The organism is Pseudolysinimonas kribbensis, from assembly GCF_030161895.1.
Classification (GTDB): domain Bacteria; phylum Actinomycetota; class Actinomycetes; order Actinomycetales; family Microbacteriaceae; genus Pseudolysinimonas; species Pseudolysinimonas kribbensis.
In genome coordinates, this window is the sequence record NZ_BSVB01000001.1 from 1,503,931 (window position 1) to 1,528,896 (window position 24,966).

Genomic DNA, 24,966 nt, shown 5'->3' on the forward strand with positions numbered 1-24,966 from the left:
CCGCTACTCGATCCGCTCGAGGTCAGACGCGAAGGCGTGCAGTCCCTCGGGCGCGATCGTGAAGCGCACGCCGTCGCCGACCCGCAGGGCCTCGGCCTCCTGCGAGAGCATCGTCACCGGCACGGTGAGCTCGCCCGCCGTGATCTCGGCGCGGGCGAACGGGCCGAAGAAGCTCAGCGACGCGAGCGTACCGGGGAAGGCGTCGGCCGACCCATCGCCCACGATCCGCACGCTCTCGGCCATGACGAGCACGTCGACAGCCGCGCCGTCGGCGAGGTCGTCCTGCGCCGCGCGCACCGAGAGCGATCCGACCTCGACGCGCGGGGCACCGCCGGATGCGCGGACGACGCCCCTGCCGAGCAGCTGCCCGCCGAGGAACTGCGCGACGAACCGGTTGCCCGGCTCCCGGTACATGGCCTCGGGGCTGTCGTCCTGCTGCACGGCGCCGCGGTCGAGCATCATGACCTGATCGCCGAGGTCCATGGCCTCCTCCTGGTCATGGGTGACCATGACCGTCGTGAGGCCCGTCTCGCGGTGGATCCGCTTGAGTTCGCGCTGCATCTCGCCCCGGATCTTGCGGTCCAGGGCGCTCAGCGGCTCGTCGAGCAGCAGCAGCTCGGGGCTTGTGACGAGCGCGCGGGCGAGCGCGACGCGCTGCTGCTGGCCGCCGGAGAGTTGCGCGGGCGATCGGGTCTCGAAGCCGGCCAGACCGACGAGGCCCAGCATCTCCTCGGCCTTGCGTTTCGCGCCGGCGCGCGGCGCGCGCCGGGCGCGCAGCCCGTACATGACGTTCGACAGCACGCTGAGGTGCGGGAACAGGGCGTAGTTCTGAAAGACGAACCCGATGTTGCGCTTCTCGACCGGCAGCTTCGAGACGTCGCGGGCGCCGATCCGGATGCTGCCCGTGTCGGGCTCCTCGAGCCCGGCGATGATGCGCAGCAGCGTCGACTTCCCGGACCCCGACGACCCCAGCATGATGCAGAACGTGCCGTCGGCGACGCTCAGGTCGAGCGGCAGCAGGGCGGCCGCTCCGTTGAAGGTCTTCGCGACCTGGGTGACGGTGAGTTCGGACATCAGCGACCCCTGTTCGTGGCGGTGAAGATCTTGGCGGCGTTGCCGGTGATCCAGTTGATGACGACGACCAGCACGATCGTCGCGAGGATGATGATCGTCGCGAGCGCGTCGACGTCGGGCGTGACGCCGAGCCGCACCATCGAGTAGATCTGCACGGGCAGGGTCGAGATGCCGATCGGCGCGAGGAAGAGCTGGATCGCGAAGTTGTTGAAGGTGATGACGAACGCGAGCATCGCCCCCGCCACGATCGACGGCGCGATGAGCGGCACGGTGATCGTGAAGAACACCCGCAGCGGCCCCGCGCCGAGCGATCGCGCCGCCTCGGCATAGGACCCCTGCAGCTCGCGCAGCCGGCCGCTCACGATGAGCACGACGAACGGCATCGAGGTCACGACCGACGCGACGATGAGCCCGACGGATCCGGAGCCGAGGCCGAACCAGCCGAAGACGATCACGAACCCGGCGGCCAGGATCAGCGCGGGCACCGTGAGGAGAGAGCAGCAGACCGTTGACCGGCAGGTTCACGAACCGACCGGATCGCACCATCCCGATCGAGAGGAGCGTGCCGACGATGACCGCGAAGATCGTCGCCTGGGTCGCGAGGTTGAGGCTCGTGGCGAGCGCATCGACGAGCGCCTGGTCGTTGCCGAGCGCCGCGTACCACTCGAGCGAGAACTGGAACGGGAACGTGCCGTAACGCGAGTGGTTGAGGCCGAGCGCGATCATGCTGAGCAGCGGCAGCGCCAGCACGACGAGCATGATCACGAGCCAGACCTTCAGCAGCCGGGGCAGCACGGGCTTCACCTGGCCACCCCCGAGATCGCGCGACGCGACCAGCCGAGCAGTCCCGTCACGATGCCGACGATGGCGAGGCTTGCGACCAGCAGCACCAGCGAGATCGCGACGGAGAACTGCTGGTGCACGCCGGTCGAGAGCTGGGAGGAGATGACGTTGCCGAGCATCTGACCGCTCGGGCCGCCGAGGATCGCGGGTTCGGCGAACGCACCGACGGTCTGCACGAAGGTGATCGCGAAGTTGACGCCGATCATCGCCGACGACAACGGCCAGATGACTCGGGTGAAGACGAAGCCCTTCCCGGCCCCGAGGGTGCGCGAGGCCTCGAGCACCGAGCGATCGATCTGCTCGGACGCCGAGTACATGACGAGGATCGCGGTCGGCAGGCTCTCCTGCACCATCACGAGGATCGCCGCGAGCGGGGTGTACATGATCGAGCTCTGCGGGCTGGTCAAGCCGATCGCCGACAGCAGCGACATGATCGGTCCGCCGGCCTGGATGAGGGTGACGAAGCCGTAGATCAGCAGCAGCTGCGACGTGATGTAGGGGATGATGACGAACCCGAGGATGAGCGGCTTCGTCGTGGGGCGCGTGTACCGGGCGAGGGCCCAGGCGGCCGGCCAGCCGAGTGCGATCGCGATCACCGTCACGGCGAACGCGATGAGCAGGGTGCGGCCGAGCAGCATCAGATAGGTCGGCGTGCCGAGCATCTCTGCGAAGTTGTCGAGCGTGAAGGCACCGGCATCGGTCGTGAAGCCGACGACGAGCAGCGCCCCGAGCGGGAGCACGGCGAACAGGATCAGCAGGATCCCGCCCGGGGTGAGCAGCGCTCCGGTGCCCAGAGCCCCCGGACCCGCCGCGCCGAAGGGCGACGGGTCTGGAGGGCGATGGTGTCGGACATCAGGAGCCGGCCTTGACCTTCGTCCAGGCGTCGATCCACGACTGCAGCACGTCGGCCGGCTCGGGAAGTTGCAAGGAGTAGCTGCTGACCTTGTCGGGGTTGGCCTGCAGCCGTTCGACGGTCTCCGGATTGAGCGAATCGACGACGGCCTTGTTGGCGGGCGCAGGCGAGGCGTCTGCCGGGTTCTCGGCCCACGTCTTCAGGAAGGCGCTGCTGGTCATGTAGTTGAGCCACTTGTATGCCAAGTCGAGCTTCTTCGTCTTGGCCGCGATGGCCCAGTTGTCGATCCAGCCCACGGCGCCCTGCTTGGCGATCACGTACGTGAAGTTCTGCGCACCCGTCACGCCGCCGGTGATGAGCCCGCCGATGGCATCCGAGTTGCCGACGCCCGCGACGACGGAGCCGGACGAGATGGCCTTGGCGAGATCGTCGGTGCTGGAGTACAGCACCTTCGAGTTGTCCTTCAGGGCCTGCAGGGCCGGCGCGACCTTGGTCATGTCGGGCTTCTGCGGGTCCTCACCGAGGTACATCGCCGTGATCGGGATCAGAACGGTCGGGTCGTCGATCAGCGCGATCTCCCCTTGTACTCGGGGTCCCACAAGACGTCGAGCGAGTCCTGGCCGGAGGTCACCTTCGTCTTGTCGTAGAACAAGCCGGTGCTGCCGTAGGTCCACGGGATGCCGTAGAGCTTGCCACCCTGCCGGATCTCCTTGCGACCGGAGAATGCCGGGAAGATGTCCTTGTAGTTGGTCAGCTTCGACGTGTCGAGCGCGTGGAAGTCGCCCTCGGCGATCCCGGGCCCGATGTACTGGATGTTCGGCAGCGCGACGTCGATGCCGCCGTTCGCCTTCTTCACCAGTTGGAGCTGGTTCGCCTCGGAGTCGATGTACTGGAACTTGAGGGTGGCACCGGTCTCCTTCTTGAAGTCCTTGGCGACGAACGGCAGGTCTGCTCCGTAGCCCTTCCAGATGGCGACCGTGAGGGTCTTGCTGTCGTCGCTGCCGCCGCCGCTGGGCGAGAGCGAGCAGCCGGTGAGTGCGAGCGCGGCGGTGGCGACCGTCGCGGTCGCCACCGCGAGGCGACGTGCGAGGGAACGGCGTCGTTGCCCGGTGAAGCTCCGCGAGAATGTCACTTCGGTTCTCCTTTGTCCGTACGTGGTGCGATGTGGGGTGGGATCCACTCCTGGTGGGTGGTCTGTCAGAGCAGGCCCTGCGTGGCGTGCTCGAGATACTCGCGCGCGGCGACGAGCTGCGCGACGGGGTCGGAGGCGGTGTCGAGCTCGAGGAGGATGCCGCCCTCGTACCCGATGCCGGCGAGCGTCGCGGCGAAGGCGCGCCAGTCGACCACGCCCTCCCCTGCCGGCCGGAAGTACGGCTTGTGCCGCCCGAAGACCTGGTCGTCGACGAGCACGTGCTCACGGAAGGGTCCGGTCGCGTCCTTCCAGTGCGCCATGACCACACGCTCGCGATGCCGCGAGACGAGCTGCACCGGGTCGCCGCCGCCGAGCACGATGTGGCCGGTGTCGGGGCAGAACGCGACGAGGAACGGGTCGGTCAGCAGCAGGAACAGGTCAACGTCGCGAGGGGTCCAGAACACCGAGTGGCTCTCCGGGTGCAGGGCGAGGGTGATGCCGTGCCGCTGCGCGACCGCGCCGACCTCGTTCGCGATGTCGGCGATGGGCGCCGCTGTCGCCAGGTCGACGGGGGCGAGCCCGTCGCCGCGCTCGTTGTTGCGTCGCATCGGCAGTCCTGCGACGAGGAACGACGCCCCGATCGACGCGAGGAACGCCGACTCGGCCTCCGCGGCCTCGAGGATCGCGGCACGCGTGGCCGGATCGGTCACATCGGCGGCGTGCTCGATGTCGCCGAAATAGCCGCTGACCACGTGCAGCTCGCGACGCTGCAGTTCGGCGACGAAGGCCTCGGCCGAGCCATAGGCGGCGAGCGCCGTCAGTCGGTCCGCGGGCGGGAACGTCATCTCGAGCTCCGAGACCCCCGCCTCCAGCAGGGCGCCGAGCATCGTGTCCCACACGCGCCGCGGCTCGCGGCGCGCGAATTCCTGCAGGTCGCCGCGCTCGCCGAGGCCCCAGAAGCCGGGGTCGAAGAACGTGATGAGGTCGACGCCGAAGGCGCGGGTCGTGGTGGCGGTGTCGGTCACGGTCATGCAGTCCAGGTCTCCTTCGCCGGCGCGGGGCGATCGGTGGTCGTGGTCAGGGCGACGGCCCCGTCGCGCGTCCCGTTCGCGATGTGGTCGAGCACCTCGATCACATGCAGCGCGAAGTCGGCGCCGACGCGCAGCGGCTCGCCCGCGAGGGCGTGAGCGAGGTCGGCGACGCCCGGCCCGCGCAGCGGGAGCTGGTCGGTGTCGACGCTCGCAGTGAATCCCCGGATGACGGGCGGCAGTTCGCGCCACTCGCTCTCGCCGTTCAGGCGGACGCTCACCGCCCCGTCGTAATCGTTCGGGTCCGGCACGCTCAGGGTGCCCTTCGATCCGTACAGCTCGATGAAGGGCAGTCGGTGCTCCCACACGTCGAAGCTCATCTGCACGGTCGCGATCGCACCGGAGGCGAAGGTCAGCACGGCGCCGCTATGGGTCGGGATGGCGACGTCGACCGACTCGATCCGGCGGCCCGGTGTGCTGACCGGCCGCACCGTGCTGCCGATCCGCACCGCGGCGTAGAGGAGGCGACCGGGCCGAGCAGGTTCACGAGAGCCGACACGTAGTACGGGCCCATGTCGAGCGCGGGGCCGCCGCCGCGGATGAAGAGGAACGTCGGGTCCGGATGCCAGAGCTCGGCCCGGCTGTGGGTCACGAACGCCGTGGCGCCGATCACGTCGCCGATGAGACCGTCGTCCACGGCGGCGCGCGCCGTCTGGCCCGCTGCCCCGAGGAACGTATCGGGCGCGGAGCCGAAGAGCACGCCCCGCTCGCGCGCCTCATCGACGAGCGTCGCGGCGCTCGCGAACGACGCGGTCAGCGGCTTCTCGGTGAAGACGCTCTTGTCCGAGGCGATGAGCGCCCTTGTCACCGTCTCGTGAGCGAGGGGCGGCGTGAGGTTGATGAGGATCTGCACGTCGGGGTCCGCGGCGAGCGCCTCGGACGAATCGAAGACGGGCACGCTGTAGCGCTTGCCGGCGGCGGTCGCGAGCCCACGATCCAGATCGGTACAACCCACGATGTGTAGGCCGTCGAAGCGGTCGAGTCCCCGGAAGTACGCGCCGGAGATGTTCCCGCAGCCGACGATTCCCACGCCGACCGAACCGCTGCCCGATGCCACGTTCCCTCTTCTCCTTCGAAGCCGTCTCGACCCGTGAGCGAAGCAGCTCCGGGCGTTGATCGGGAACGCTAGCAATTATGCGCGGTGATAGCAAAACATTTTGCGCGGCGATAGCAGAATCGTTATCGGGTCGCCTACGATGATCGGGTCTGGAGGATGACGATGGATCACGTCGCGATGCGACAGCAGAACGCCGCGCAGACGCTGGCGATCTTGTTCCGGACAGGCCCGATGAAGATGGCGGCCCTCCAGCGCGAATCGGGGCTCTCCGCCGCACGCTCGAGCTCATCCTGGATGACCTCATCGCCAGCGGCTGGGTGACCGAGATCAACTCGACGCCGGTGCGCACGGTCGGCCGGCCGGCCCGCAGCTTCGGCTTCCGCTACGGCGCCGCCCACCTCGTCGCACTGCAGCTCGAGGCGGGACAGATCCAGGCGACGGTCGCCGATCTCGCCGCCGAGGTGCTGGGCGAGCGCCGAATGACCCTGCCCATCGCCACCTCGCGGCATGAGCGCCTCGCGTTGCTCGACCGGTGCGTCGCCGGCCTCCTGGGCGCGGCGGGCGTTGAGCGCTCGAGCGTCGTCGCGGTCACCGTCTCGACACCCGGCATCGTGCAAGACGACGGCACCATCGATCTGCCCATGACCATGCCTGACTGGACCGGCTTCTCACTCTCCGACGCCGTCGGCCAGCTCTTCGACTGCCCCGTCCGCGTCGAGAACGACGCCAAGTTGGCCGCGCTCGGTGAGAAGTGGTCGCGCGACGGCGAAGTGCGGGATTTCGTCTATGTCTTCGCCGACGAGGCGCGCATCGGCATCGGGCTCGTCGTGCAGAACGAGCTCTACCGGGGCCGCGACGGCGGCGCGGGCGAGATCACCTGGGCCCCCAGCTGGGGCTGCACGCCCTGTCGAGCCCGGCGCTGGACGGCCTCGACGATGAGGACGCCCCCGCCCACGCGACCGCCCAGGCGATCGTCGACGCGGCCCGCGCGGGCGAGACCGAAGCGCTCGCGGAGATCCGGAAGGTCGCCGAAGCTCTGGTGCCCGCGATCACGGCGATCGCGTGGCTGATCGCGCCGGAGGAGATCATCCTGGGGGCACCCTCGGCACGATCCAGGATCTGCTGCTTCCTGCATTGGAGACGGCCCTCGAGGGCAACGACCGCCCGATCTGGTCGAAGCTGCGGGGGTCGCAGTTCGGTGAGCGCAGCGTGCTGACCGGTTGCCTGCGCATGTGCGTCGAGTCCCTCAGCGAAGATCTGTTCGTCCCGTCCCGGGTCGGAGCCATCAGGCCCGACGGCATCCTGGGGCCGGGCGAGCTGTATGCGGATGCGTCCACGGGGTAGCGCATCAGTTGCGCCGATGCAGCGCTTCTGCTCTGCCTGCTGGCCAGATGGGGTGCTCGCACGCCAGGATGCTCGCAACGGACACCCGAGCGAGGAGATCGACGATGATTCCCCAGGACACCGCGACGGCCGATGAGGCCGTCCCCGCCGTGAGCGCGATCCGGCTCTTCAAGTCGCTGCGACGGGCCGACATCGTCTTCTTCATCGTCGCCGTCGTCATCAGCGTCGACGCGATCACCGCGCTCGGTCAGGGCGGCCCGCAGGGGCTGATCTGGACGACGATCCTCGCGGTCGTCTTCATGATCCCGAACGCGATGATCTTCGCCGAGTCGGCCGCGGCGTTCCCGCAGGAGGGCGGGCCGTACACCTGGGTCAAGCGCGCGTTCGGCGGACGCTGGGCCGGCATCTCGAGCATCCTGTACTGGGTCACCAACCCGATCTGGCTGGGCGGCTCGCTCGCCTTCATCACCGAGGAGGCGTGGTCGGGCTTCGTCTTCCCGATCGCGGACGGCAGCTGGGGCGACTACCTCTTCAAGTTCCTGTTCATCTGGGTCGCGATCTTCGTCGCGGTCGTCAGCCTGCGCCGCGGCAAGGTGCTGCTCAACATCGGTGCGGCGCTCAAGCTCATCGTGCTCCTGGTGCTCGTCGTGACGGCGGTCATCTACGTCATCTCGCACGGCGTCGCCCGCATCGACGCCGGAGACTTCATGCCGACGGCCGCCGGGTTCCTCGCGATCGTGCCGATCGCCCTGTTCGCGGTCACCGGTTTCGAGGCGCCGAGCGCGGCATCCGGCGAGATGCTCGACGCGCAGCGCGACACCCCGATCGCGATCGCGCGCGGTGGCGTCATCACGGGGCTCGCCTACGTGCTGCCGATCCTCGCGATCGTGCTCATGACGCCGACGAAGCAGCTCGAGAACGCGGGCGTGCTGCCGACGATCAAGTCGGCGTTCGACATCTTCGGGCCGGCGGCGGGGCCGCTGGTGGCGATCCTCGCGATCTTCTTCACGATCGGCCTGCTCGCGCAGGGCGCCGGATGGATGGTCGCGACCGACCGCATCCAGGCGGTCGCCTCGGCCGACGGCACCTTCTTCAACGGATTCTTCGGCAAGTTCAGCGAGCGCCTCGGCACCCCGGTGCGCATGAACATCCTCTCCGGCGTGATCTCGACGATCTTCTTCGTCGCCGCGATGACGCTCGTGAAGGGCACGGCCGGCAACATCTTCCAGGTCGTGCTGACCTGCGCCGTGTCGACGCTGCTGCTGAGCTACCTCATCATCGTGCCGGCGCTGATCCGGCTGAAGGTGACCCGGCCCGACGTGCCGCGGCCGTATCGCGTGCCGGGCGGTACGGCAGGGTTCATCGTGCTCGCCAGCATCCAGCTGTTCTTCGTGCTCGTGGGCAGCATCGGCGCCGTCTTCCCGGGCGTGATCGAGCACCTGCTCGGGTTCACCTACTCGTTCGAGGACGAGTGGGGCGTCTCCCAGCTGAACTACGAGCTCTTCACGGTCGGCACCATCGCGGTCGTCGTGATCATCGGGCTCATCGGCTACGCGGCGGCCGGCGGCGTGCGGCGGCGGGTCGCCGCGGCGGAGACGACTCCGCACGCACAGACAGCGCAGAACCGCGCCGAATGACGACGATCGGCATCGCGCAGTGGCTCGCCGCGGTCGGCGAACCGGACCGCAACCTGCGCGACGCCCTGACGCTCGTCGACGAGCTCGCCCGGCGTGGGTGCGACCTCATCGTCCTGCCCGAGCTGTGGCCGTGCGGCTACGACCCGGCGACCCTGGCGCGCGATGCCCGGGATGCCGCCGAGCCGCTCGATGGGCCGCGCGGCCGGGCGCTCGCGGCGGCCGCGCTCGCGCACGAGGTCTGGCTGTTCGCGGGCACCGTGCCCGAGCTCGACGGCAACCGTCTTTACAACACCGCCCTCGTCTACGGCCCCGACGGCGCCCTCCGGGCGACGCACCGCAAGACGCACCTCTACTTCCCGCTCGGCGAGGACACGGTGTTCGCCGCCGGTGACGGCCCCACGGTGCTCGAGATCGACGGCCTCGGCACGGTGGGCCTCAGCACCTGCTTCGACGGCGACCATCCGGATTTCGCCCGCACGCTGCACGACCGCGGCGCGCGGATCGTCGTCTCGCCCTGCGCGTACGAGGTCGGCGCCGAGTCGTGGTGGGACCTGCTGTACCCGGCCAACGCCCTCGCCAACGGGCAGTGGTGGATCATGGCGAACCAGCGCGGCGGCGACCTGCTCGGCGCGAGCCGGGTGATCGCGCCGGACGGGTCGATCCTCGCGGAACTGCCGCGGCTCGGCGACGACGCGCGGCCCCCGGCGCCCGAGACGCTGGTGGTGAGCGTCGACCTGCAGGAGGATCGATCGCGCGCAGCGGGAGGCCGGCGCCCTCTGGGCGCACGGCCGGTGAGACGACCGCTGCGCGCGATCCCGGCTAGGCCTCGCGCTGCTTCGGCGACGACTCGTGCGTGCGAGCGGGGTCACGCTCGACCACGTCGCCCAGCACCTCGTCGATCTGCGCCAGCACGGAGGGCTCGAGCGTGACTCCTGCCGCCGCGGCGGCCTCGGTGACCTGCTCCGGACGCGAGGCGCCGATGATCGCGCCGGCCACGTTGTCGTTCTGCAGCACCCACGCGACGGCGAGCTGCGCCGGCGTGAGCCCGGCATCCGCGGCGATCGGCAGCAACTGCTGCACGCGCTCGAGCACGTCGTCGCGCATCCAGCGCTTGATCATGTTGGCGCCGCCCTTGTCGTCGGCGGCACGGCTGCCCTCGGGCACACCGGCGCCCGGCTTGTACTTGCCGGTGAGCACGCCCTGCGCGATGGGCGACCAGACGATCTGCGAGATCCCGGCCTCCTTCGACGCCGGCACGACCTCCGCCTCGATGACCCGCCACAGCGCCGAGTACTGCGGCTGGTTCGAGACCAGCGGCACGTGCAGCTCCTTCGCAAGCCTCGCCGCGTCGGCGATCTGCGCCGCGGTCCACTCGCTCACGCCGACGTAGAGCACCTTGCCGGCGCGCACGACGTCGGCGAACGCGAGCATCGTCTCCTCGAGCGGAGTCGCGTAGTCGTAGCGGTGGGCCTGATAGAGGTCGACGTAGTCGGTCTGCAGGCGGCGCAGCGACCCGTCGATGCCCTCGCGGATGTGCTTGCGCGAGAGGCCCGTGTCGTTGTGGCCTTTGGGCCCGATCGGCCCGAACACCTTGGTGAGGATCTCCAGCGACTCCCGTCGCTGGCCCTTGAGGGCCTCGCCCAGCACCGTCTCGGCAGCCGTGTTGGCGTAGACGTCGGCCGTGTCGAAGCTGCTGATGCCGGCGTCGAGCGCCGCATGCACGCAGGCCGTCGCTGTCTCGTTCTCGATCTGCGAGCCGTGGGTCAGCCAGTTGCCGTAGATGATCTCCGAGACCTTTACGCCGGACGCGCCGAGGTGGCGGTAGTGCATGGTGATGCCTTTCGCGATGGGGATGAGGCGGGGCCGCACGAGGGGCGCCCATCTCGATCATCCTCCTGCCGCGCCAGCGTTCTCACCGGCAGCGTCCAGGTTCACTCCGCCGACCTGCGGCTCGAGCACATCGATGCCCGCTGCGATCGCGACCTCGCGGTACGCCGCGGTGATCGAGGCGAGCGTCGCGTGCGCGTTGAGCCCGCTCGGATTCGGAACGATCCACACGGGGACGTCGGCGATCCGGTCGGGCTGCTCGCCGAGCACGGCGCGGGGGCGTCGGAAGGCGATCCGGTAGGCGGTGACGCCGAGCATTGCGATCTTCCGCGGCGGCTGTCGCGCCATCCGGGCCGTGAACGCCTCGGCGCCGGCGATCAGCTCGGCCGCGGTCAGCTCCGCCGCCCGCGCCGTCGCGCCGGCCACGAGACTCGTGATGCCGATCCCGCGGGCGAGCACGTGGGCGCGGTCCTCCGAGCGCCAGCCGTTCGTCGTCACGATGTCGCGGTCGAGGATGCCCGAGCGGAAGAGCGCCGGCCAGAAGCGGTTGCTGCGCAGCGCGAACGGCGCCTGTACGGCCGCCGACCGGAGCCCGGGGTTGACGCCGACGAAGAGCAGTCGGGTGCCGGGCGCCACGGTCTCGGCGAGCCCCGTGCCCCGGACCGCGTCGAGCTGGGCACGGGTCAGGGGCACGGGAGCACGATATCCGGACGACTACCTCGCGATGAAGGGGAGCAGCACGGCGTTGACCTCGTCGGCGTGCGTCCACAGCATCCCGTGCGGGGCGCCCTCGATCTCGTGGTACTCGGCCTCGGGGAAGGCGGCGTGGAAGGCGCGGCCCGTGGGGTCGATCGGCAGGATGCGGTCGGCGGTGCCGTGCCCGATGAGCGCGGGCTTGCCGCTCGAGCGGACCGCCGCGACGTCGGCCGTGAAGTCCTCGATCCAGCTCGGCACGACCGCGTAGGCGGCGACCGGGGCGCTGCCGACGGCGACGTTCCAGCTCGCCGTCACGGCCTCCTGGGAGATGCGCGAACCGAGGTTCTCGTCGAGGTTGTAGAAGTTGTCGTAGAAGGCGGTGAACCACGCGAACCGATCGGCCTTCGCGGTCGCGGCGATGCCGTCGAACGTCTCGCGCGGCACGCCCTGTCCGAGCATGCCGGGCTCGACCGAGGCGAGGAACGCGAACTTGGCGACCCGCTCGGTGCCGAACAGCTTCGCGTAGCGGCCGAGCTCGCCCGTGCCCATCGAGAAGCCGACGAGGGTCACGTCGGTCAGGTCGAGCGTCGTCAGCACCGCGTCGAGGTCGGCGGCGAAGGTGTCGTAGTCGTAACCGGTCTCGACCTTCGAGGACCGACCGAACCCGCGGCGGTCGTAGGTGATCACCCGGTGGCCGGCGGCACGGAGCTCGCGGGACTGGCGCTCCCATGACGATCCGTCGAGGGGGTAACCGTGGATGAGCACGACCGGCTGACCCGATCCGTGGTCCTCGTAGTACAGCTCGATCGGCGTCGAGTTCTCTTGGCCGACGGTGATGTAGCCCATGGTTTCTGCTCCTATCGCGGTGGAGAACGTGCGTTCTCAGGTGTCGTGAGCTACTGTAGAGAACGATCGTTCTCAGCGCAAGTCCAGGAGGTGCCGCGCATGTCGGAGGTCGCGACCGAGCACAACCGCATCGTGGATGCAGCGGCCCGGCTCTTCTACGAGCGCGGCATCCACGCGGTGGGCATGGACGCCATCCGCACCGAGGCGGGCGTCTCGCTCAAGCGCCTATACGGCGAATTCGCGTCGAAGGACGAGCTCATCGCCGAGGTGCTGCGGCGGCGCACCGAGATCTGGGACGCGGGCATCGCGGCCGCCGCTGCCTCCGCCGCCACGCCGCGCGAGCGGCTGCTCGCGATCTACGACTTCCTCGACGGCTGGTTCCGCACCGACGACTTCCGGGGCTGCGGCTTCATCAACGCGTTCGGCGAGCTGGGCGCCGGGTCGCCCGCGGTGGCCGAGATCGCGCGCGCGCAGAAGGAGCGCTTCCAGCGTTACGTCGGCCGACTGGTGCGCGAGCTCGGCGCGCCCGAGCAGCTGGGCGACCAGCTCGCGCTGCTGGCCGAGGGCGCGCAGACCACCGCCGCGATCAGCGGTCGCCCGGATGCCGCGAGCCACGCCCGCGCCGCCGCGGTCACGCTCATCGACGTCGCCCTCGCCGCCTGACTCACTCTGCTAGCTTCCGGACATGACCGCACCCGATGTGGATGCCGCCACGATCGGCGAGGCCTGGCTCGGGATCGCCGACCGGATCCTGCGCGACGGTGGGGTGGACGCTTACGACGGCCTCCCGATCGTCGAGCTCGAGAACGTGACGATCCGCGTGGCGGCCCCGCGCGCCGACGACGCCATCGTCGCCGAGCTCGGCGACCCCGAGCGGCTCGCCTGGATGCACGCGAACTTCACCGACTTCGCGCGGGTGCCCGCGCTCGGCGACGCCCGCAGCTACGCGAGCCGGCTCTACGCGTACGGCGAGACCGACCGCGATCAGGTGCGCTGGGTGATCGAGCGTCTGCGGCGCGATCCGGCATCCCGGTCGGCCACGATCACGACGTTCGAGCCGCTGCTCGACGACTCCTATATCCCCTGCGTGAGCCTGCTCGACTTCTGGATCCGCGACGGCGCGCTCTGCCAGGTGGTCTACGCGCATTCGATCGACTTCGGCGCGAAGGGCTACGGCAACCTCGTCGAGCTCGCGTTCCTGCAGGAGACGGTCGCCGCGGCGCTCGGCCTGCCGGTCGGCGACCTGACATTCGTCATCAAGTCGGCGCACGTCTACGACACCGAGGCCGCGTACATGACCGGAGTGCTGGCCGAGACCACGGCGGCCACCGTGAAGTCGAAGTAGGTGTCGGGGTAGGGCTCCTCGAGCAGCGAGTAGTGCCACCACTCGCGCTCATACGGGCGGAAGCCGCTGAGCTCCATGATCGTGCGCAGGCTCCGGCGGCCCGCCCGCTCGAGGGGCGAGACGCCGGTCGATCCGTGGTGCGAGAGCGCATCCATCAGATCGTGGCCGCCCCCATCGGCACGAGGTCGCGGCCGTCGAGCTCGAAGAGCGTGAGGTCGATCGCGCTGCCGCGGCTGTGGCCGGACCGCGCATGGATGTACCCGCGCTCGAACATCTCGGCGCGGTCGATGCGGGGGTAGTGCCGCGCCTTCGTGAGGCGGTCCTCCGGCTGCGCCGACCAGCGCCGGAACTGCTCCGTCGCCCGCTGCGGTCGGTAGCCGTCCCAGAGGAGCAGCCCGTAGCCGAGCGAGCCGGCCCTCTCCTGTGCGCGCGCCAGGGCACGGCCGAGCGCCGTCGTGCCGACGACCCGGTTCGCGTCGTAGCCGTCGACCGGCCGCCCGGTGAAGTTGTCCCAGGTCGCGTACTTGGCATCCCACCGCACCCCCGGCACGACCTCGTCGATCACGACGAAGTCGTCGATCATCGGCCAGGGCCCTCCAGGGCCAGGTTCACCAGGGCGTCGACGACGTCGCCGAGCGACAGGCCGGCGGCGGCCATCATGCGCGGGTAGCGGCTGTACGAGGTCAGACCCGGCAGGGTGTTGACCTCGTTGAGGAGCACGGTGCCGTCGTCGCGCAGGAAGAGGTCGACGCGGGCGAGCCCGCGGCATCCCAGCGCGCGGTAGACGGTCCGCGCGGTCTCCCGCACCCGCTCGCGCGCGTCTGCCGGGATGTCGGCGGGCACGATGAACGAGGCGTTCTCCGAGCCGGCCTCCGGGTCGCTCTCCTGGTGGATCCGGAAGAAGCCGTGCGAGAGCGCCACGCGGTCGAGTTCGCCGAGCACCAGCTCGCCCTCGTTGCCGAGGATCGCGCACCCGACCTCACGCGCGACGACGGCCTGCTCGATCAGCACCTTGCTGTCGAACGCCCGAGCAGTGGCGAGCGCCTCGGCCAGCCCGTCCGGCTCGGTCACCTTCGTGACGCCGAACGACGAGCCCGATCTCGCCGGCTTCACGAAGACCGGATAGTCGAGCTCTCCCGGCGCCACGACCTCGCCTGCCGCAACCGTCCGGAACCGGGGCGTGCCGACTCCGGCCTCCCGCACGACGGTGTAGGCGAGCGCCTTGTCCATCGCGAGCGCCGAGCCGGCGATGTCGCATCCGATGTACGGCACGCCGGACAATTCCAGCAGACCCTGCACCGCGCCGTCCTCCCCCATCGCCCGTGCAGCACCGGGAAGACGATGTCGAGGCCGACGACCTCGCGGTCGCCGTCGAGGAGGAGCACGCCGCCGACCGCCGGGTCGGGCGAGATCGCGACGGGCCGTCCGTTGCCCTCGTCCGGATCCTGCTCCGGGCCATCGCAGAGCCGCCACGTCCCCTGCGTCGAGATGCCGATCCAGAAGGGCTCGTACCGCTCCGGATCGAGGCTCGCGGCGACCTCGCGCGCCGACTTCACGGAGATGGCGTGCTCCTCCGATCGGCCCCCGTAGAGGATCCCGATCCGCGTTTTGGTCATTCGCGCAGTCCCTTCTCGAACCTGAGGCAGTTGATGAGGCTGTTGACGACGGTGTCGATCAGCGCGTGGTCGGTGTAGAACCCGATGTGCGGGGTGAGCACGACGTCCGAGCGCCGGAGCAGCCGCACGAGCACCGGGTCGTCGACCGGTCGCCGGCGGCGATCCAGGTAGAAGACGCCGTCCTCCCCTCGACGACGTCGAGCGCCGCCCCGGACAGCCGCCCGCTCTCGAGGGCGTCGACGAGCGCCGCCGTGTCGAGCAGGCCTCCCCGCCCGGTGTTGACGACGTAGGCCCCGTGCTTCATGCGTTCGAAGGCGGTGCGGTCGAGGAGGTGGCGGGTGCCGTCATCGAGCGGTGTGTGCAGCGTCACGATGTCGCTGCGTTCCAGCAGCTCCGGGAGCGGCACGTATTCCGCCGAGGTGCTGCGGCGGCTGTCGGCGGCCAGGACGCGGCAGCCGAACCCCGTCAGACGCCGGAGGACGGCGGCGCCGATGCGTCCCGTGCCCACCACGCCGACCGTGAGATCGCGCAGCTCGCGTCCTCGGACCGGGGCGAGACGGTAGTCCTGTGCTTCAACGCGGCGGAGCACCGGAACCACCTGGCGCACCGCCATGAGCATGAGCGTGAGCGTGTGGTCGGCCACGCTGTCGGGCGAGTACACGACGTTCTCGACGGTGATGCCCAGGCTGTTCGCCTGGCCGATGTCGATGTGGTCGATGCCGACGCTGCGGGTCGATATGTACTCGACGCCCGCGGCCCTCAGCGCGGTCAGCTGGGGCTGGCCCAGAGGGCTCTTGTGGCCGACGCTGATGCAGCGGCCCGTGACGGCGAGCGCTCGCGGATCCTCCGGCACGGGAGCGCTCGTGATGATCGGCGTGATGCCGAAGAACGGGGCACGGTCGCGGAACAGCGCCGCCTCGTCCTGCTCGCAGCCGAAGATCGTGACGTCCACTAGGTCAGCGCTCCCGCCACCTCGTCGATGCGCGCGCCGCGAGACGCCTTGACCAGCACCACATCGCCGGCGCCGAGGTGCTGGCGCAGCCAGTCGACGGCAGCGGCGTTGTCGGCGACCGCGACCCCCTTCGCTCCCGCACCCTCGGCGATGGGTCGCGCGATCTCGCCGACCGCGACAACCGCATCCACCCGCGATGCGGCGTACCGCCCCACCTTCCGGTGCTCCCGGGGACTCTGATCGCCGAGCTCGAGGATCGGGCCGAGCACCGCGATCCGCCGCGCCGCCTCGACGGTCGCGAGGGCGTCGAGCGACGTGCGAGCCGAGCCGGGGCTGGAGTTGTAGGAGTCGTCGAGCAGCAGCGCACCGTCGGCGAGCTCGCGCACCTCCATGCGCCACGGCGAGAGCGAGGCGGCGGCGAAGGCCGCGGCAGCCGTCTCCGGCTCGACACCGAGCGCCCAGCCGGCCGCTGTCGCGGCCGCGGCGTTGAGGGCCTGGTGCGCGCCCACGAGCGGCAGCGTCACCCGCACCGGCCGGCCGGCGGTGCGCAGCTCGAAGGAGGGTCGGCCCAGCCGGTCGAGGACGAGGTCGACGACCCGCACGTCGGCATCCGCGGCCCGCCCGAACGTCAGCACCCGGCCGTCGGTGAGCGCGCCCATCGCGACAACCCGCGGATCGTCCGCATTCAGCACGGCCGTCCCGCCGGCCGCCATCCCCCGCACCAGCTCGCTCTTGCCGGTCGCGATCGCCTTACGCGATCCGAACTCGCCGAGATGGGCCTTGCCGACGTTCAGCACGATCGCCACATCCGGAGCGGCGAGCGCCGTGAGCCGGGCGATGTCGCCGACGTTCCGGGCGCCCATCTCCAGCACGAGGAACCGCGTCGCGGACTCGGCGCGCAGCATCGTCACCGGCGCGCCCAGGGCGTTGTTGAGGTTGCCGAGGGTCCCGATGGTCGGGCCCGCGCTCGCGAGCATCGCCGTGACCAGGTCCTTGGTGCTCGTCTTGCCCTGCGACCCGGTGATGCCGACGACCGTGAGGTCGTGGCGCAGCGCGCTCACGACGTGCGCGGCCAGGGCCTGCAACGCCGTGGCGGCGTCGTCGACCACGACCGTCGGCAGAGCGGTGGGGCGCGAGCCGATGACGGCGACAGCACCGAAGCCGGAGGCCTGCGCCGCGAAGTCGTGCCCATCGGCGCGCTCCCCGCGAAGGCGACGAAGAGGCCCCGGGCACGGCCTGTCGACCGTCCAGGACGGCGGGGGCGGTCACGACCGTCGTCGCATCGCCCTCCACCACGCCGCCGACGACCCGGGCCACGTCGGCGAGGCTCATCGGGATCACGCGCGCACCATCATGGATGCCAGCCAACGCCGTCGGGCGTTGCGAGACCGTATGCGGTTTTCGATACGCCCCCGAAATGCCGTCGGGCGCACCTCGGTGCGAGCGCAGCGTGACCGGGGCTGCTCGACCCGGGTCCTCTCAGCGCGAAGCGCCCGGCGGGACGTTGTGGTTGCGGCGGAAGACGTTCAGCGGGTCGACCCGTTCCTTGACAGCCGCCAGTCGGTCGTACGTGTCGCGCGGATAGATGGCGCCCACGTCGCGAGGCGTCGCCGAGTCGAGGAAGTTCGCATACGCGCCCGTCACATGCGGCGCCAGCCGCGCCCACAACGCGCCGATCGCCGGGCGGGCTGCCTCCACGGCGGCGGCCGGCCCCGCGCTGATGGTCGTCACCAGGAGGTCGGCCGAACGATGCGCGAAGGCCGTGGCCGTCCCGGGCACGCGGGCGACGGCTCCGCCGAGGGCGCGGAGGAGATGAACGGCGACCCGGCAGACCCGCTGGTGTCGCTCAGCAGGTCGAGCATGGCCGCGGTCGATGCGGCATCCACGAAGCCGGATCGGGTGAGGAACGCGATCCCGGGAGGCGGGGTGCCTCCGGGCTCGAGGATCTGGTCGTACGGCATGATCGCGACCTCGTCGGCGACCACCGTGCCGAGACGGCGGAGCGGATCGATGGCGCGACCGGCCTCGGCGGGATCGTCGCCGTCGAAGGCCACGAACACCTCGACCGGCGCGTCCGGGCCGCCTGCCACGGGGTTGGCGAGGTTGGCGATGGAGGTCAGCGCATCCGGGGCGTCGCGCAGGTGCGCCGCCCAGCCGCGCAAGACCTGGCGCCTCCCCGCCGGCGCGAACGCGATGCGCCCGAAGTGCACGCGGGTCGTCCGATGCGCGCGGAACTCGAACGCCGTGACGACGCCGAAGTTGCCCCCGCCGCCGCGGACGGCCCAGAACAGGTCGGGCAGCTCGGCGGTATCGGCCCGCACGAGCCGGCCGTCGGCGGTCACGATCTCCACGGCGAGCAGGCTGTCCAGAGCCAGGCCGTAGCGGCGCACCTTCCAGCCGATGCCGCCGCTCAACGTGAGGCCGCCGACACCGACGCTCTTGGTGTCGCCCGCGGAGATCGCCAGGCCGCGCGGCTGGAGCACGTCGACGACGTCGCCCCAGGTCGCCCCGCCGCCCACCCGCACGATGCCGCCGGACTCGTCGAGGATCTCGACGTCGCGGAGCTCCGCCAGGTCGATGACGATGCCGCGGCCGCTGCTCAGCCCGGCGAAGCTGTGTCCACCCCGCGCACGGCGAGCTCGGCATCGGACGCCGCGGCGTACCGGACCGCACGCTGGACGTCGTGTCCGTGGCGCGGCCGGAGGATGAGCTGCGGATCATCCGGCCGCAGAGTCGCGGACCTCGCCGCCTCGTATGAGGCATCGCCCGGCTCCAGCACCTCCCCGTCGAAGCCCTGAAGGCCGCCGCTCGGGGTCGGCCCTGCGGTGCGCACGGTCGTCATGGTCCGTCTCCTCCGGTGCGTTATGGAACATGTTCGAAAATAGCGCGACCGTTGCGTCACGTCAAACACGCGATGCGAACGCGTTCCGAAAATAGGATGTGCGTCGTGAGCACGTCCCCGCCCCGCGCCGCATCGGACGTCCGCCGGTGACCTCCCGCGCGCAGATCCTCGCCGCCGCACGCCGCATCATCGACGACGACGGGTGGGAGCGGCTCACCGTGCGACGGCTCGCGCAGGCGCTCGGGGTCGGGGCGCCGACCCTCTACCACCACGTGCGCGATCGCGAGGAGCTGTTGATCCTGCTGATCAACCAGCACGTCGACGAGACCCTCGCCGTGAGCCTCGACGGTCCACCGCGGGAGCGCATCATCGCCGCGGCGACCACCATGCGCTCCTCGCTGGCCGACTGGCCGTGGGCGGCCGAGGTGCTGACCTCGGACGGATTCCTGGGAGAGCTCGGCGACTCCGCGCGAGGCCTGGTCGAGGCCATCGTGGGTGGTGCCGTCGAGGCGGGATGCGCGCCGGATGAGGCGGTCCACCTCTTCCGCGACATCTGGTACCTGACGGTGGGCGAGATCCTGGTGCGCGCGCGCCCCAGACGCGCTCCCGCCACGGCCCCCGCCGATCCCGGTACGCCCAGCCGGTACTTCGGCGACATCGACTCGAGGGCGTTCCCCGCGCTCGCGGCGGTGGGCGGGCGATGGCCGGAACTCGCCGCGCAGGACACCTACGGCACAGCCGTCGCCGCCCTCGTCGACGCGGCGATCGGCGCGGCGAAGGCGACGGCGACGGCGCGCTAGAGCGTCCGGGGGCGCGGTTGCCCGCACGGCGCCAGACCAGCACCAGGGCGACGGCCCCCGCGATGGACGGGAGCAACCCCAGTACCCCGACGGGCAGCGGGAGCCCTGTGTCACCGGACGTGTCGCGGATCGACGCATCGAACAGGGCGATGCCGGTGCCGACGACGAATGCCGCCGCGCAGACCCAGCGGGCGGCGCCCACGTACCGGCGCGCGACGAGCATCGACACGATCCAAGTGACGACGCCCAGGGCGCCGACCACTGTCAGCGCGATCAGGTAGATCCCGACGGCGGCCGCGATCTGCGATTCGCTGTAGCCGGGGTAGCCGGCGCGGAGGTGCTCCGCGATCAGCGACCCCGGAGGGCGACCCACGAAGGGGACCACGGTGGCGACGACGGTCAGCACCAGGCCGGATGTCATGGTGACCATCGGCGCCCGTGAGCTCAAGGACGTGTTCACGATTCCTCTCTCCTTATTTCCGAACATGTTCGAAAATAGCACGAGAGCGCGTCTCCGATCCGGGCTCACGCACCGCCCGTGGTGAAGTGCTTGAGCTTGTGCGTCCCGTCGCAGTAGGGCTTGATCGCCGATGACCCGCACCGGCACAGGGCGACGGTGCGCCGATGGCGCTCCAGCGGCCGGCCCTGGGGGTCGACGAGGTCGACGTCGCCGCGCACGAGGAGCGGGCCATCCGGGCACGCGACGATCGCCGGGGTCGCCGCGGGGCGGTCCTCGTCGGTCACGATCTCACCGCGCTGCCCAGCAGCGAGCTCTCGCCGGCCTCCCAGGCCGAGCGGACGTCATCCGCCGCCATCCCATCGACCACGAGGCACGCCGCCGCCCCGAACATGACGTCGGCGAGCAGCTCCGGATGCGCGTCGACGAGCCCGCCGGCCAGGTCGCGCCCCGCGATCTGCTCGTGCACCGAGTCCGCCTCGACGTGCTCGTCGTAGTAGAAGGTCACGTCGACGCCGTACCCCAAACGCCGGAAGCCGTCGCCGATCATCCGGCAGGGCAGCGAGGACGTCATCTCGAACGCGGCGAGGTGACCCACGGCGGATCCGCGCAGCCGGCGATGCAGCCCGAACATGGTCGACATGTTGAGCGAGGCGAGGGTGATCGCCGGCACCGCGTCGATGTAGGCGCCGTAGGTGTCGTCGAGGCCGAGCGCGCGCATGGTGCCGGCGAACAGCGCCGCGTGGATGCGCTCCGCACGACCGCCGCCGTACTCGTCGGACTGGATCTCGACGAGTGCGGCCTTCGCCCGCCCGCGCAGCCGCGGGATCGCCCAGGTGTGCGGATCGGCCTCCTTGAGCGTGTAGATCGAGCGCTGGATGATGAACTCACGCGCCTGCTCGTCGGTCGCCTCCCGCTCGATCGTCCGTGCCAGACCCGGACCGGGCGTGGGTGCGGTCAGCTCGAACAGCGCGGCCGCCACGGCATCGGCGCGCGGTTCGGGAAGCTCCGGCATCGGCACGCTCGCCCGGAGCGCGCGCTCGAACGCCGCCTCGATGAGCGACCGCCCGGCGAGGAGGGCCGGAGACCACTCCCAGCCGTCGTCGGCCTCGTCGAACCCTGTGTAGTGGAGCTCGTAGAGCATGTCGAGGGCGAGCTGGACGTCGTCGTCGTGGAGGAGGTCGTCGCTCCCGGCGACGGCACGCGCGATCGCCTGTTGCAGGTCGAACAACTCCGACGCCTCGATGTCGTCGGGTCGCCGGGGAGGACGCGGAGCAGCGCACCGGACGCGTCGCCGCGGGCACGGGGAACTTCATCCCGTCACTCTCACCCGCGGGCTCCGATTCCCGAGAGGGCTTGCGCGCATGGCGCAAACGAGTTAGCGCGATACTCCTCGGGTTCGCGGGAGACCAGAGGTGCGATCAGCAGCGGGCGTTCGCGGACGTCCCGGCCGATGGCCCGTGCTCTCGGCGGGCGACCGGTTCGACCTGGCGGACCGGCATCCGGAGCCCGAGGACCCCGCCTGAGCGCGGCTACCCGGCCGAACCCTCCTCGACGGTCGCCGAGCTGTCGGTGATCGTGACGCCGTAGCGGCCGGCGATCGACGACAGCTCGCGCAGGCCCTGGTCCAGCAGGGACTGCACCTGGGCGTGGTCGGCGGAGGTCTCGACGTGGAGCGTGGCGGTGACGGTGTAGTCGGTCATGCTTCGGTCTTACGCGCTCGACGGCGAGAGGCGCAGGCCGAGGATCGGGCTCCCAGGCGCTGCGCATCGCCGGGCGGCCCAGCACGGCCGATGCTGGGAGCCGCCTTGGGGCCCGGCGTGCGAGGGCCGCGAGCATCCACGCTGAGGGCATGAGCACGACCGAGGGACCAGACCGCGCACGCAGCCGTGCCGCCGTCGAGGACGACCGGGACGCTGTCCTCGAGCGTCCGGTGGCCAAGGAGCGTCCGGTGACCGGGGAACGCGTCAGCGACGAGCGGTCCGTGACCGACCAGCGCCCCGTGACCGACCAGCGCCCCGTGACCGAGGTCCGCCCGGCGGACGAACCCGTCGTGGACGAGCCGATCCCGACCCGCGAGGACGTCGTGGCCCGCGAGAAGGCCCGGTACGGGGGCATGAAGTTCGGATCGGCGTTCTTCGGCTGGCTGACCGCGACCGGCACCGCCGCGATCCTCGGCGGCATCGTCACGGCGATCCGCTTCGGCATCACCGGGCGTGAGGGCGCCGCCGCGACCAGCGCGAGCTGGGTCGACGTGATCCTCGCGGTCGTCGTGCTGTTCATCGCCTACCTCGCGGGCGGCTACGTCGCCGGTCGGATGGCCCGGTTCAGCGGCGCGCGGCAGGGCGTGGCCGTCTGGATCTGGGCGGTCGTCGTCGCGATCGTCGTCGGCGTGATCGCGGCGATCGTCGGCACCCAGTGGGACATCCTGGCCAATCTGCAGAGCTTCCCGCGGCTGCCCTTCAGCGGCCAGAACGCGACCGTCGTCGGCATCGTGAGCGCGATCGTCCTGCTGATCGTGACCCTGGTCGGCGCGATCCTCGGCGGGATCGCGGGGATGAGCTTCCACCGCCGCGTCGATCGCGCGGGCTGGGAGAGCAGCCGGCACCTCTCGGGCGGTCGCGACGACGTCACGAGCTGACGGACTACTCCCTCTGACGCCGCAGCGCCGCGAGATATCCCGCACCGAGCAGCGCCCCACCGACCCCGACGTACAGCGCGAGGCACCGGGAGCGCCGCGTTCCTCCCGCGGCCGACAGCGAGAGCGCCGTGTTCGGGATGAGGCCCGCCGCGCAGAGCGCCCGGGCCAGCCGTCGACGGCGCGGGAACAGATGCACCAGGGCGACCCCGGCCGCAGCGGGCGCGAATCCCGCCGCTCCGGCCAGGGCGTGCCGCGGAGAGATCGCGGTCAGCGTGAGGACATTCGCCGCGTCGATCGCGGCGACGACCCGGAGAGCGAGCAGATCCATCCGCTTCAGCGCCTGCGGGATCGCCGCCGGAGGATCCGGTTGATGCCGACGGTGGCGCCCGCTGCGAGAGCAAGGATGGCGATCGCGGCGAGGAGGGCGGTCGGGCGGGGATCAGACTCCTCCCCTGCCCGGACGGCGGGCGGGCGGCTGCCCTCGGGGACACGCACCGTGAGCCCGCCCGCGTCGATCCGCAGGTCGAAGCCGGTCGCGAGCCCGAAGCTGTCGCCGTCGAGCTCGAGCTCCTCGGGGCGGCTGAGCCGCACCTGCAGTTCCCGGCCGACGACATAGCGCAGCGCCGCGACATCCGGGGTGAGCAGCCGGCGACCGAGCGGGGTGCGACGCACGACGCCGTTCTCCCAGAAGATCTTGAACACGATCTGCAGCCAGCCCCGCACGCTCTCCGGTCGCAGGAACACCGCTTCGTAGCGACCGTCGTCGACGACCGCGTTGGGCAGCAGCAGGATGTTCGCGGGCAGGGCACCGCAGTTGCCGACGATCAGCGTGTGCGCCGACACCGTGCGACTCGTGCCCCGCTCGGTGCGGTAGGCCATGCGCAGTCGGTTCTCGTCGCGCAGCGCCTTGCGGATCGCGTCGACGTATGCCAGCCAGCCGATCCGCCGCTTGAGCTCGTCATCCGTGTTGGCGAGCATCTTGGCGTCGAGACCGAACCCCGCCATGACGACGAACGCGGCGTTCTCGCGCACGCCGCCGGGCCGGTGGATCTCGAGCCGCGCGAGGTCGATCCCGGCATCGACCCCTCGGACGGCGGTGCGGATGGCGTTCGGGATGTCGTCGGCGAGCAGGTCGAGATTGCGCGCGAGCAGGTTGCCGGTGCCGGCGGCGACGAGGGCGAGCGGCACCCCGCTGCCGGCGATCGTCTCCGCTGCGGCGCGGATCGTGCCGTCGCCGCCGGCCGCGATGACCACGGTGGCGCCGCCTTTCAGCGCCTCCTGACCTGACCGGGTCCGGGATCGTCCTCGGTGGTCCCGAACCACATGGTGCTCGCCCAATCGCCCGGCACCTCGGCCGCCACGGCCGCGCGGAGCGCGTCGAGGTCGACCTTGAGCGGGTTGTAGACCACCGCCGCCCGGCTGGTGCCGGCACGGTCCGCGGCTGCGTCGAGTGCGTCTGAGATGCTCCGGCCCTCCGAGTGCTGGGCTTCCAGTCTCCGCGCCGATACCGCGGAAGGGAACGGGGTCGCGCGCGACGAGCGCGTGCGGTATGAAGCACCTGCGCAAGCGCAACCCCTAGGCCGATCGACCGCACCTGCCTACGGTGACCGTCGGAGGCGCCGCATGCAGCAGACCACGGTCACGCTCAACGGGATGGCGTTCCGGCTCGCCGAGACCCAGGACATCCCGGCCCTCCGGCAAGCCATCGAGCGTGCCGCTCAGGCCGGGGGCGCCTCGTCGACCTGATGCTCGCGGGCGGCATCCGGGTCTCGCTCCTCGTCACGCCGCACCTCGCGCTCCTCGTTGAGGAGCACCCGATCCCCGACGAACCGCATGAGGATGCGGCACAGTCCCCGGGTCCGTTCGACCCCGAGGATCTCGACTTCTAGGCGCGAGAGGCGTCACGGCTCATCGTG

28 protein-coding genes and 6 pseudogenes are annotated in these 24,966 nt (G+C 70.8%); 11 read left to right on the forward strand and 23 right to left on the reverse strand.

The window, feature by feature from the left end; all coding sequences use genetic code 11:
* Nucleotides 1-3 precede the first annotated feature (3 nt).
* Together QQK35_RS08390 and QQK35_RS08395 are read right to left on the reverse strand one after the other, a co-directional pair.
* A pseudogene (locus QQK35_RS08390) lies at nt 4-969 on the reverse strand (ABC transporter ATP-binding protein); the annotation flags it as partial.
* Nucleotides 970-1,073: 104 nt separating this feature from the next.
* On the reverse strand, nt 1,074-1,559 hold the full coding sequence (locus QQK35_RS08395; RefSeq protein ID WP_284253775.1) for an ABC transporter permease: 486 nt from the start codon (nt 1,557-1,559) through the stop codon (nt 1,074-1,076).
* Between the two features lie 86 nt (nt 1,560-1,645).
* On the opposite strand from QQK35_RS08395, the gene QQK35_RS08400 reads away from it, so the two are divergent.
* Nucleotides 1,646-1,771 carry a hypothetical protein gene (locus tag QQK35_RS08400; protein ID WP_284253776.1) on the forward strand — a complete coding sequence of 42 codons (126 nt, stop codon included), beginning with the start codon at nt 1,646-1,648 and terminating at the stop codon, nt 1,769-1,771.
* A 103-nt stretch (nt 1,772-1,874) separates the two neighbouring features.
* On the opposite strand, the gene QQK35_RS08405 is transcribed toward QQK35_RS08400, so the two are convergent.
* The 5 genes and pseudogenes from QQK35_RS08405 to QQK35_RS08430 all read right to left on the reverse strand — a co-directional run bounded on the left by QQK35_RS08405 (nt 1,875) and on the right by QQK35_RS08430 (nt 6,047).
* Nucleotides 1,875-2,657, reverse strand: coding sequence for an ABC transporter permease (locus tag QQK35_RS08405; protein ID WP_284253777.1), 783 nt, complete (start codon nt 2,655-2,657; stop codon nt 1,875-1,877).
* 112 nt (nt 2,658-2,769) lie between these two features.
* Nucleotides 2,770-3,950: pseudogene (locus tag QQK35_RS20380) on the reverse strand (ABC transporter substrate-binding protein).
* Between the two features lie 17 nt (nt 3,951-3,967).
* A complete protein-coding gene (locus QQK35_RS08420) occupies nt 3,968-4,933 on the reverse strand; it encodes a sugar phosphate isomerase/epimerase family protein (protein ID WP_284253781.1) in 966 nt (321 codons plus the stop codon).
* Entirely contained in the window at nt 4,930-5,349 is a 420-nt protein-coding gene (locus QQK35_RS08425; protein WP_284253782.1) for a Gfo/Idh/MocA family oxidoreductase, read from the reverse strand. Before QQK35_RS08425 ends, QQK35_RS08420 begins: the two co-directional genes overlap by 4 nt.
* Nucleotides 5,343-6,047, reverse strand: coding sequence for a Gfo/Idh/MocA family protein (locus QQK35_RS08430; RefSeq protein ID WP_284253783.1), 705 nt, complete (start codon nt 6,045-6,047; stop codon nt 5,343-5,345). The genes QQK35_RS08425 and QQK35_RS08430 overlap by 7 nt, the downstream gene beginning before the upstream one ends.
* A 317-nt stretch (nt 6,048-6,364) precedes the next feature.
* Between QQK35_RS08430 and QQK35_RS08435 the strand changes: the two genes are divergently transcribed.
* From QQK35_RS08435 to QQK35_RS08450, 4 genes are all read left to right on the forward strand, one after another.
* On the forward strand, nt 6,365-7,117 hold the full coding sequence (locus tag QQK35_RS08435) for an ROK family protein (protein ID WP_284253784.1): 753 nt from the start codon (nt 6,365-6,367) through the stop codon (nt 7,115-7,117).
* On the forward strand, nt 7,110-7,391 hold the full coding sequence (locus tag QQK35_RS08440) for a hypothetical protein (RefSeq protein ID WP_284253785.1): 282 nt from the start codon (nt 7,110-7,112) through the stop codon (nt 7,389-7,391). Before QQK35_RS08435 ends, QQK35_RS08440 begins: the two co-directional genes overlap by 8 nt.
* Before the next feature lie 104 nt (nt 7,392-7,495).
* A complete protein-coding gene (locus QQK35_RS08445) occupies nt 7,496-9,028 on the forward strand; it encodes an APC family permease (RefSeq protein WP_284253786.1) in 1,533 nt (510 codons plus the stop codon).
* Nucleotides 9,025-9,957 carry a carbon-nitrogen hydrolase family protein gene (locus QQK35_RS08450; RefSeq protein WP_284253787.1) on the forward strand — a complete coding sequence of 311 codons (933 nt, stop codon included), beginning with the start codon at nt 9,025-9,027 and terminating at the stop codon, nt 9,955-9,957. The genes QQK35_RS08445 and QQK35_RS08450 overlap by 4 nt, the downstream gene beginning before the upstream one ends.
* On the opposite strand, the gene QQK35_RS08455 is transcribed toward QQK35_RS08450, so the two are convergent.
* The 3 genes from QQK35_RS08455 to QQK35_RS08465 are packed head-to-tail and all read right to left on the reverse strand — an operon-like array spanning nt 9,848 to nt 12,397.
* Entirely contained in the window at nt 9,848-10,858 is a 1,011-nt protein-coding gene (locus QQK35_RS08455) for an aldo/keto reductase family protein (protein WP_284255651.1), read from the reverse strand. The two genes, QQK35_RS08450 and QQK35_RS08455, sit on opposite strands and share 110 nt — an antisense overlap.
* A 57-nt stretch (nt 10,859-10,915) precedes the next feature.
* Complete coding sequence (locus tag QQK35_RS08460; protein ID WP_284253788.1) at nt 10,916-11,548, reverse strand: mismatch-specific DNA-glycosylase; 633 nt, start codon at nt 11,546-11,548, stop codon at nt 10,916-10,918.
* 21 nt (nt 11,549-11,569) lie between these two features.
* Nucleotides 11,570-12,397 carry an alpha/beta fold hydrolase gene (locus QQK35_RS08465; protein ID WP_284253789.1) on the reverse strand — a complete coding sequence of 276 codons (828 nt, stop codon included), beginning with the start codon at nt 12,395-12,397 and terminating at the stop codon, nt 11,570-11,572.
* Between the two features lie 99 nt (nt 12,398-12,496).
* On the opposite strand from QQK35_RS08465, the gene QQK35_RS08470 reads away from it, so the two are divergent.
* Together QQK35_RS08470 and QQK35_RS08475 are read left to right on the forward strand one after the other, a co-directional pair.
* Nucleotides 12,497-13,060 (forward strand): TetR/AcrR family transcriptional regulator, encoded by a 564-nt coding sequence (locus QQK35_RS08470; RefSeq protein ID WP_284253790.1) that lies wholly within the window; start codon nt 12,497-12,499, stop codon nt 13,058-13,060.
* 22 nt (nt 13,061-13,082) lie between these two features.
* Complete coding sequence (locus QQK35_RS08475) at nt 13,083-13,742, forward strand: thymidylate synthase (protein WP_284253791.1); 660 nt, start codon at nt 13,083-13,085, stop codon at nt 13,740-13,742.
* On the opposite strand, the pseudogene vanX reads toward QQK35_RS08475, so the two are convergent.
* The 7 genes and pseudogenes from vanX to QQK35_RS08510 all read right to left on the reverse strand — a co-directional run bounded on the left by vanX (nt 13,670) and on the right by QQK35_RS08510 (nt 19,152).
* Nucleotides 13,670-14,325 (reverse strand): annotated as a pseudogene (vanX, locus tag QQK35_RS08480) (D-Ala-D-Ala dipeptidase VanX). The gene QQK35_RS08475 and the pseudogene vanX overlap by 73 nt on opposite strands.
* Nucleotides 14,322-15,358, reverse strand: a pseudogene (locus tag QQK35_RS08485) (D-alanine--D-alanine ligase family protein). Before QQK35_RS08485 ends, vanX begins: the two co-directional pseudogenes overlap by 4 nt.
* Nucleotides 15,355-16,310: pseudogene (locus tag QQK35_RS08490) on the reverse strand (NAD(P)-dependent oxidoreductase). The pseudogenes QQK35_RS08485 and QQK35_RS08490 overlap by 4 nt, the downstream one beginning before the upstream one ends.
* Nucleotides 16,310-17,509 (reverse strand): annotated as a pseudogene (locus QQK35_RS08495) (UDP-N-acetylmuramoyl-tripeptide--D-alanyl-D-alanine ligase); the annotation flags it as partial. The pseudogenes QQK35_RS08490 and QQK35_RS08495, both read right to left, overlap by 1 nt.
* 280 nt (nt 17,510-17,789) lie before the next feature.
* A complete protein-coding gene (locus QQK35_RS08500; protein ID WP_284253792.1) occupies nt 17,790-18,041 on the reverse strand; it encodes a BBE domain-containing protein in 252 nt (83 codons plus the stop codon).
* On the reverse strand, nt 18,038-18,913 hold the full coding sequence (locus QQK35_RS08505; RefSeq protein ID WP_348535004.1) for an FAD-binding oxidoreductase: 876 nt from the start codon (nt 18,911-18,913) through the stop codon (nt 18,038-18,040). The genes QQK35_RS08500 and QQK35_RS08505 overlap by 4 nt, the downstream gene beginning before the upstream one ends.
* A complete protein-coding gene (locus tag QQK35_RS08510; protein WP_284253793.1) occupies nt 18,910-19,152 on the reverse strand; it encodes a hypothetical protein in 243 nt (80 codons plus the stop codon). Before QQK35_RS08510 ends, QQK35_RS08505 begins: the two co-directional genes overlap by 4 nt.
* A gap of 146 nt (nt 19,153-19,298) precedes the next feature.
* On the opposite strand from QQK35_RS08510, the gene QQK35_RS08515 reads away from it, so the two are divergent.
* Nucleotides 19,299-19,952, forward strand: coding sequence for a TetR/AcrR family transcriptional regulator (locus QQK35_RS08515; protein WP_284253794.1), 654 nt, complete (start codon nt 19,299-19,301; stop codon nt 19,950-19,952).
* Between the two features lie 525 nt (nt 19,953-20,477).
* Here QQK35_RS08515 and QQK35_RS08520 read toward each other — a convergent pair.
* The 3 genes from QQK35_RS08520 to QQK35_RS08530 form a co-directional block, all read right to left on the reverse strand.
* Nucleotides 20,478-20,696, reverse strand: coding sequence for a CDGSH iron-sulfur domain-containing protein (locus QQK35_RS08520; RefSeq protein WP_284253795.1), 219 nt, complete (start codon nt 20,694-20,696; stop codon nt 20,478-20,480).
* The gene (locus QQK35_RS08525) at nt 20,693-21,640 is read right to left on the reverse strand and encodes an iron-containing redox enzyme family protein (RefSeq protein WP_284253796.1); all 948 of its coding nucleotides are present in this window, start codon (nt 21,638-21,640) and stop codon (nt 20,693-20,695) included. The genes QQK35_RS08520 and QQK35_RS08525 overlap by 4 nt, the downstream gene beginning before the upstream one ends.
* A gap of 301 nt (nt 21,641-21,941) precedes the next feature.
* Nucleotides 21,942-22,112, reverse strand: coding sequence for a hypothetical protein (locus tag QQK35_RS08530; RefSeq protein WP_284253797.1), 171 nt, complete (start codon nt 22,110-22,112; stop codon nt 21,942-21,944).
* Nucleotides 22,113-22,261: 149 nt separating this feature from the next.
* On the opposite strand from QQK35_RS08530, the gene QQK35_RS08535 reads away from it, so the two are divergent.
* The gene (locus tag QQK35_RS08535) at nt 22,262-23,050 is read left to right on the forward strand and encodes a hypothetical protein (protein WP_284253798.1); all 789 of its coding nucleotides are present in this window, start codon (nt 22,262-22,264) and stop codon (nt 23,048-23,050) included.
* Nucleotides 23,051-23,054: 4 nt separating this feature from the next.
* On the opposite strand, the gene QQK35_RS08540 is transcribed toward QQK35_RS08535, so the two are convergent.
* Genes QQK35_RS08540 through QQK35_RS08550 form a run of 3 tightly spaced genes read right to left on the reverse strand, consistent with a single transcriptional unit; the run spans nt 23,055 to nt 24,459 of the window.
* Nucleotides 23,055-23,378: a hypothetical protein gene (locus QQK35_RS08540; protein ID WP_284253799.1), complete on the reverse strand. Its 324-nt coding sequence runs from the start codon at nt 23,376-23,378 to the stop codon at nt 23,055-23,057.
* Nucleotides 23,379-23,383: 5 nt separating this feature from the next.
* A complete protein-coding gene (locus QQK35_RS08545) occupies nt 23,384-24,304 on the reverse strand; it encodes a diacylglycerol/lipid kinase family protein (protein WP_284253800.1) in 921 nt (306 codons plus the stop codon).
* Nucleotides 24,305-24,318: 14 nt separating this feature from the next.
* Nucleotides 24,319-24,459 (reverse strand): hypothetical protein, encoded by a 141-nt coding sequence (locus QQK35_RS08550; RefSeq protein ID WP_284253801.1) that lies wholly within the window; start codon nt 24,457-24,459, stop codon nt 24,319-24,321.
* A gap of 214 nt (nt 24,460-24,673) precedes the next feature.
* Here QQK35_RS08550 and QQK35_RS08555 point away from each other — a divergent pair, with 214 nt between their 5' ends.
* Together QQK35_RS08555 and QQK35_RS08560 are read left to right on the forward strand one after the other, a co-directional pair.
* Complete coding sequence (locus QQK35_RS08555) at nt 24,674-24,796, forward strand: hypothetical protein (protein ID WP_284253802.1); 123 nt, start codon at nt 24,674-24,676, stop codon at nt 24,794-24,796.
* Nucleotides 24,796-24,939: a hypothetical protein gene (locus QQK35_RS08560; RefSeq protein ID WP_284253803.1), complete on the forward strand. Its 144-nt coding sequence runs from the start codon at nt 24,796-24,798 to the stop codon at nt 24,937-24,939. The genes QQK35_RS08555 and QQK35_RS08560 overlap by 1 nt, the downstream gene beginning before the upstream one ends.
* Nucleotides 24,940-24,966 lie beyond the last annotated feature (27 nt).

Excerpts from the sequence above, each read along its gene's own strand:
- QQK35_RS08400 (WP_284253776.1), top strand. The coding sequence starts at position 1,646 with ATGACCGCGAAGATCGTCGCCTGGGTCGCGAGGTTGAGGCTCGTGGCG.
- QQK35_RS08420 (WP_284253781.1), bottom strand. The coding sequence starts at position 4,933 with ATGACCGTGACCGACACCGCCACCACGACCCGCGCCTTCGGCGTCGAC.
- QQK35_RS08445 (WP_284253786.1), top strand. The coding sequence starts at position 7,496 with ATGATTCCCCAGGACACCGCGACGGCCGATGAGGCCGTCCCCGCCGTG.
- QQK35_RS08450 (WP_284253787.1), top strand. The coding sequence starts at position 9,025 with ATGACGACGATCGGCATCGCGCAGTGGCTCGCCGCGGTCGGCGAACCG.
- QQK35_RS08455 (WP_284255651.1), bottom strand. The coding sequence starts at position 10,858 with ATGCACTACCGCCACCTCGGCGCGTCCGGCGTAAAGGTCTCGGAGATC.
- QQK35_RS08465 (WP_284253789.1), bottom strand. The coding sequence starts at position 12,397 with ATGGGCTACATCACCGTCGGCCAAGAGAACTCGACGCCGATCGAGCTG.
- QQK35_RS08470 (WP_284253790.1), top strand. The coding sequence starts at position 12,497 with ATGTCGGAGGTCGCGACCGAGCACAACCGCATCGTGGATGCAGCGGCC.
- QQK35_RS08475 (WP_284253791.1), top strand. The coding sequence starts at position 13,083 with ATGACCGCACCCGATGTGGATGCCGCCACGATCGGCGAGGCCTGGCTC.
- QQK35_RS08510 (WP_284253793.1), bottom strand. The coding sequence starts at position 19,152 with ATGACGACCGTGCGCACCGCAGGGCCGACCCCGAGCGGCGGCCTTCAG.
- QQK35_RS08530 (WP_284253797.1), bottom strand. The coding sequence starts at position 22,112 with ATGACCGACTACACCGTCACCGCCACGCTCCACGTCGAGACCTCCGCC.
- QQK35_RS08535 (WP_284253798.1), top strand. The coding sequence starts at position 22,262 with ATGAGCACGACCGAGGGACCAGACCGCGCACGCAGCCGTGCCGCCGTC.
- QQK35_RS08540 (WP_284253799.1), bottom strand. The coding sequence starts at position 23,378 with ATGGATCTGCTCGCTCTCCGGGTCGTCGCCGCGATCGACGCGGCGAAT.
- QQK35_RS08555 (WP_284253802.1), top strand. The coding sequence starts at position 24,674 with ATGCAGCAGACCACGGTCACGCTCAACGGGATGGCGTTCCGGCTCGCC.
- QQK35_RS08560 (WP_284253803.1), top strand. The coding sequence starts at position 24,796 with ATGCTCGCGGGCGGCATCCGGGTCTCGCTCCTCGTCACGCCGCACCTC.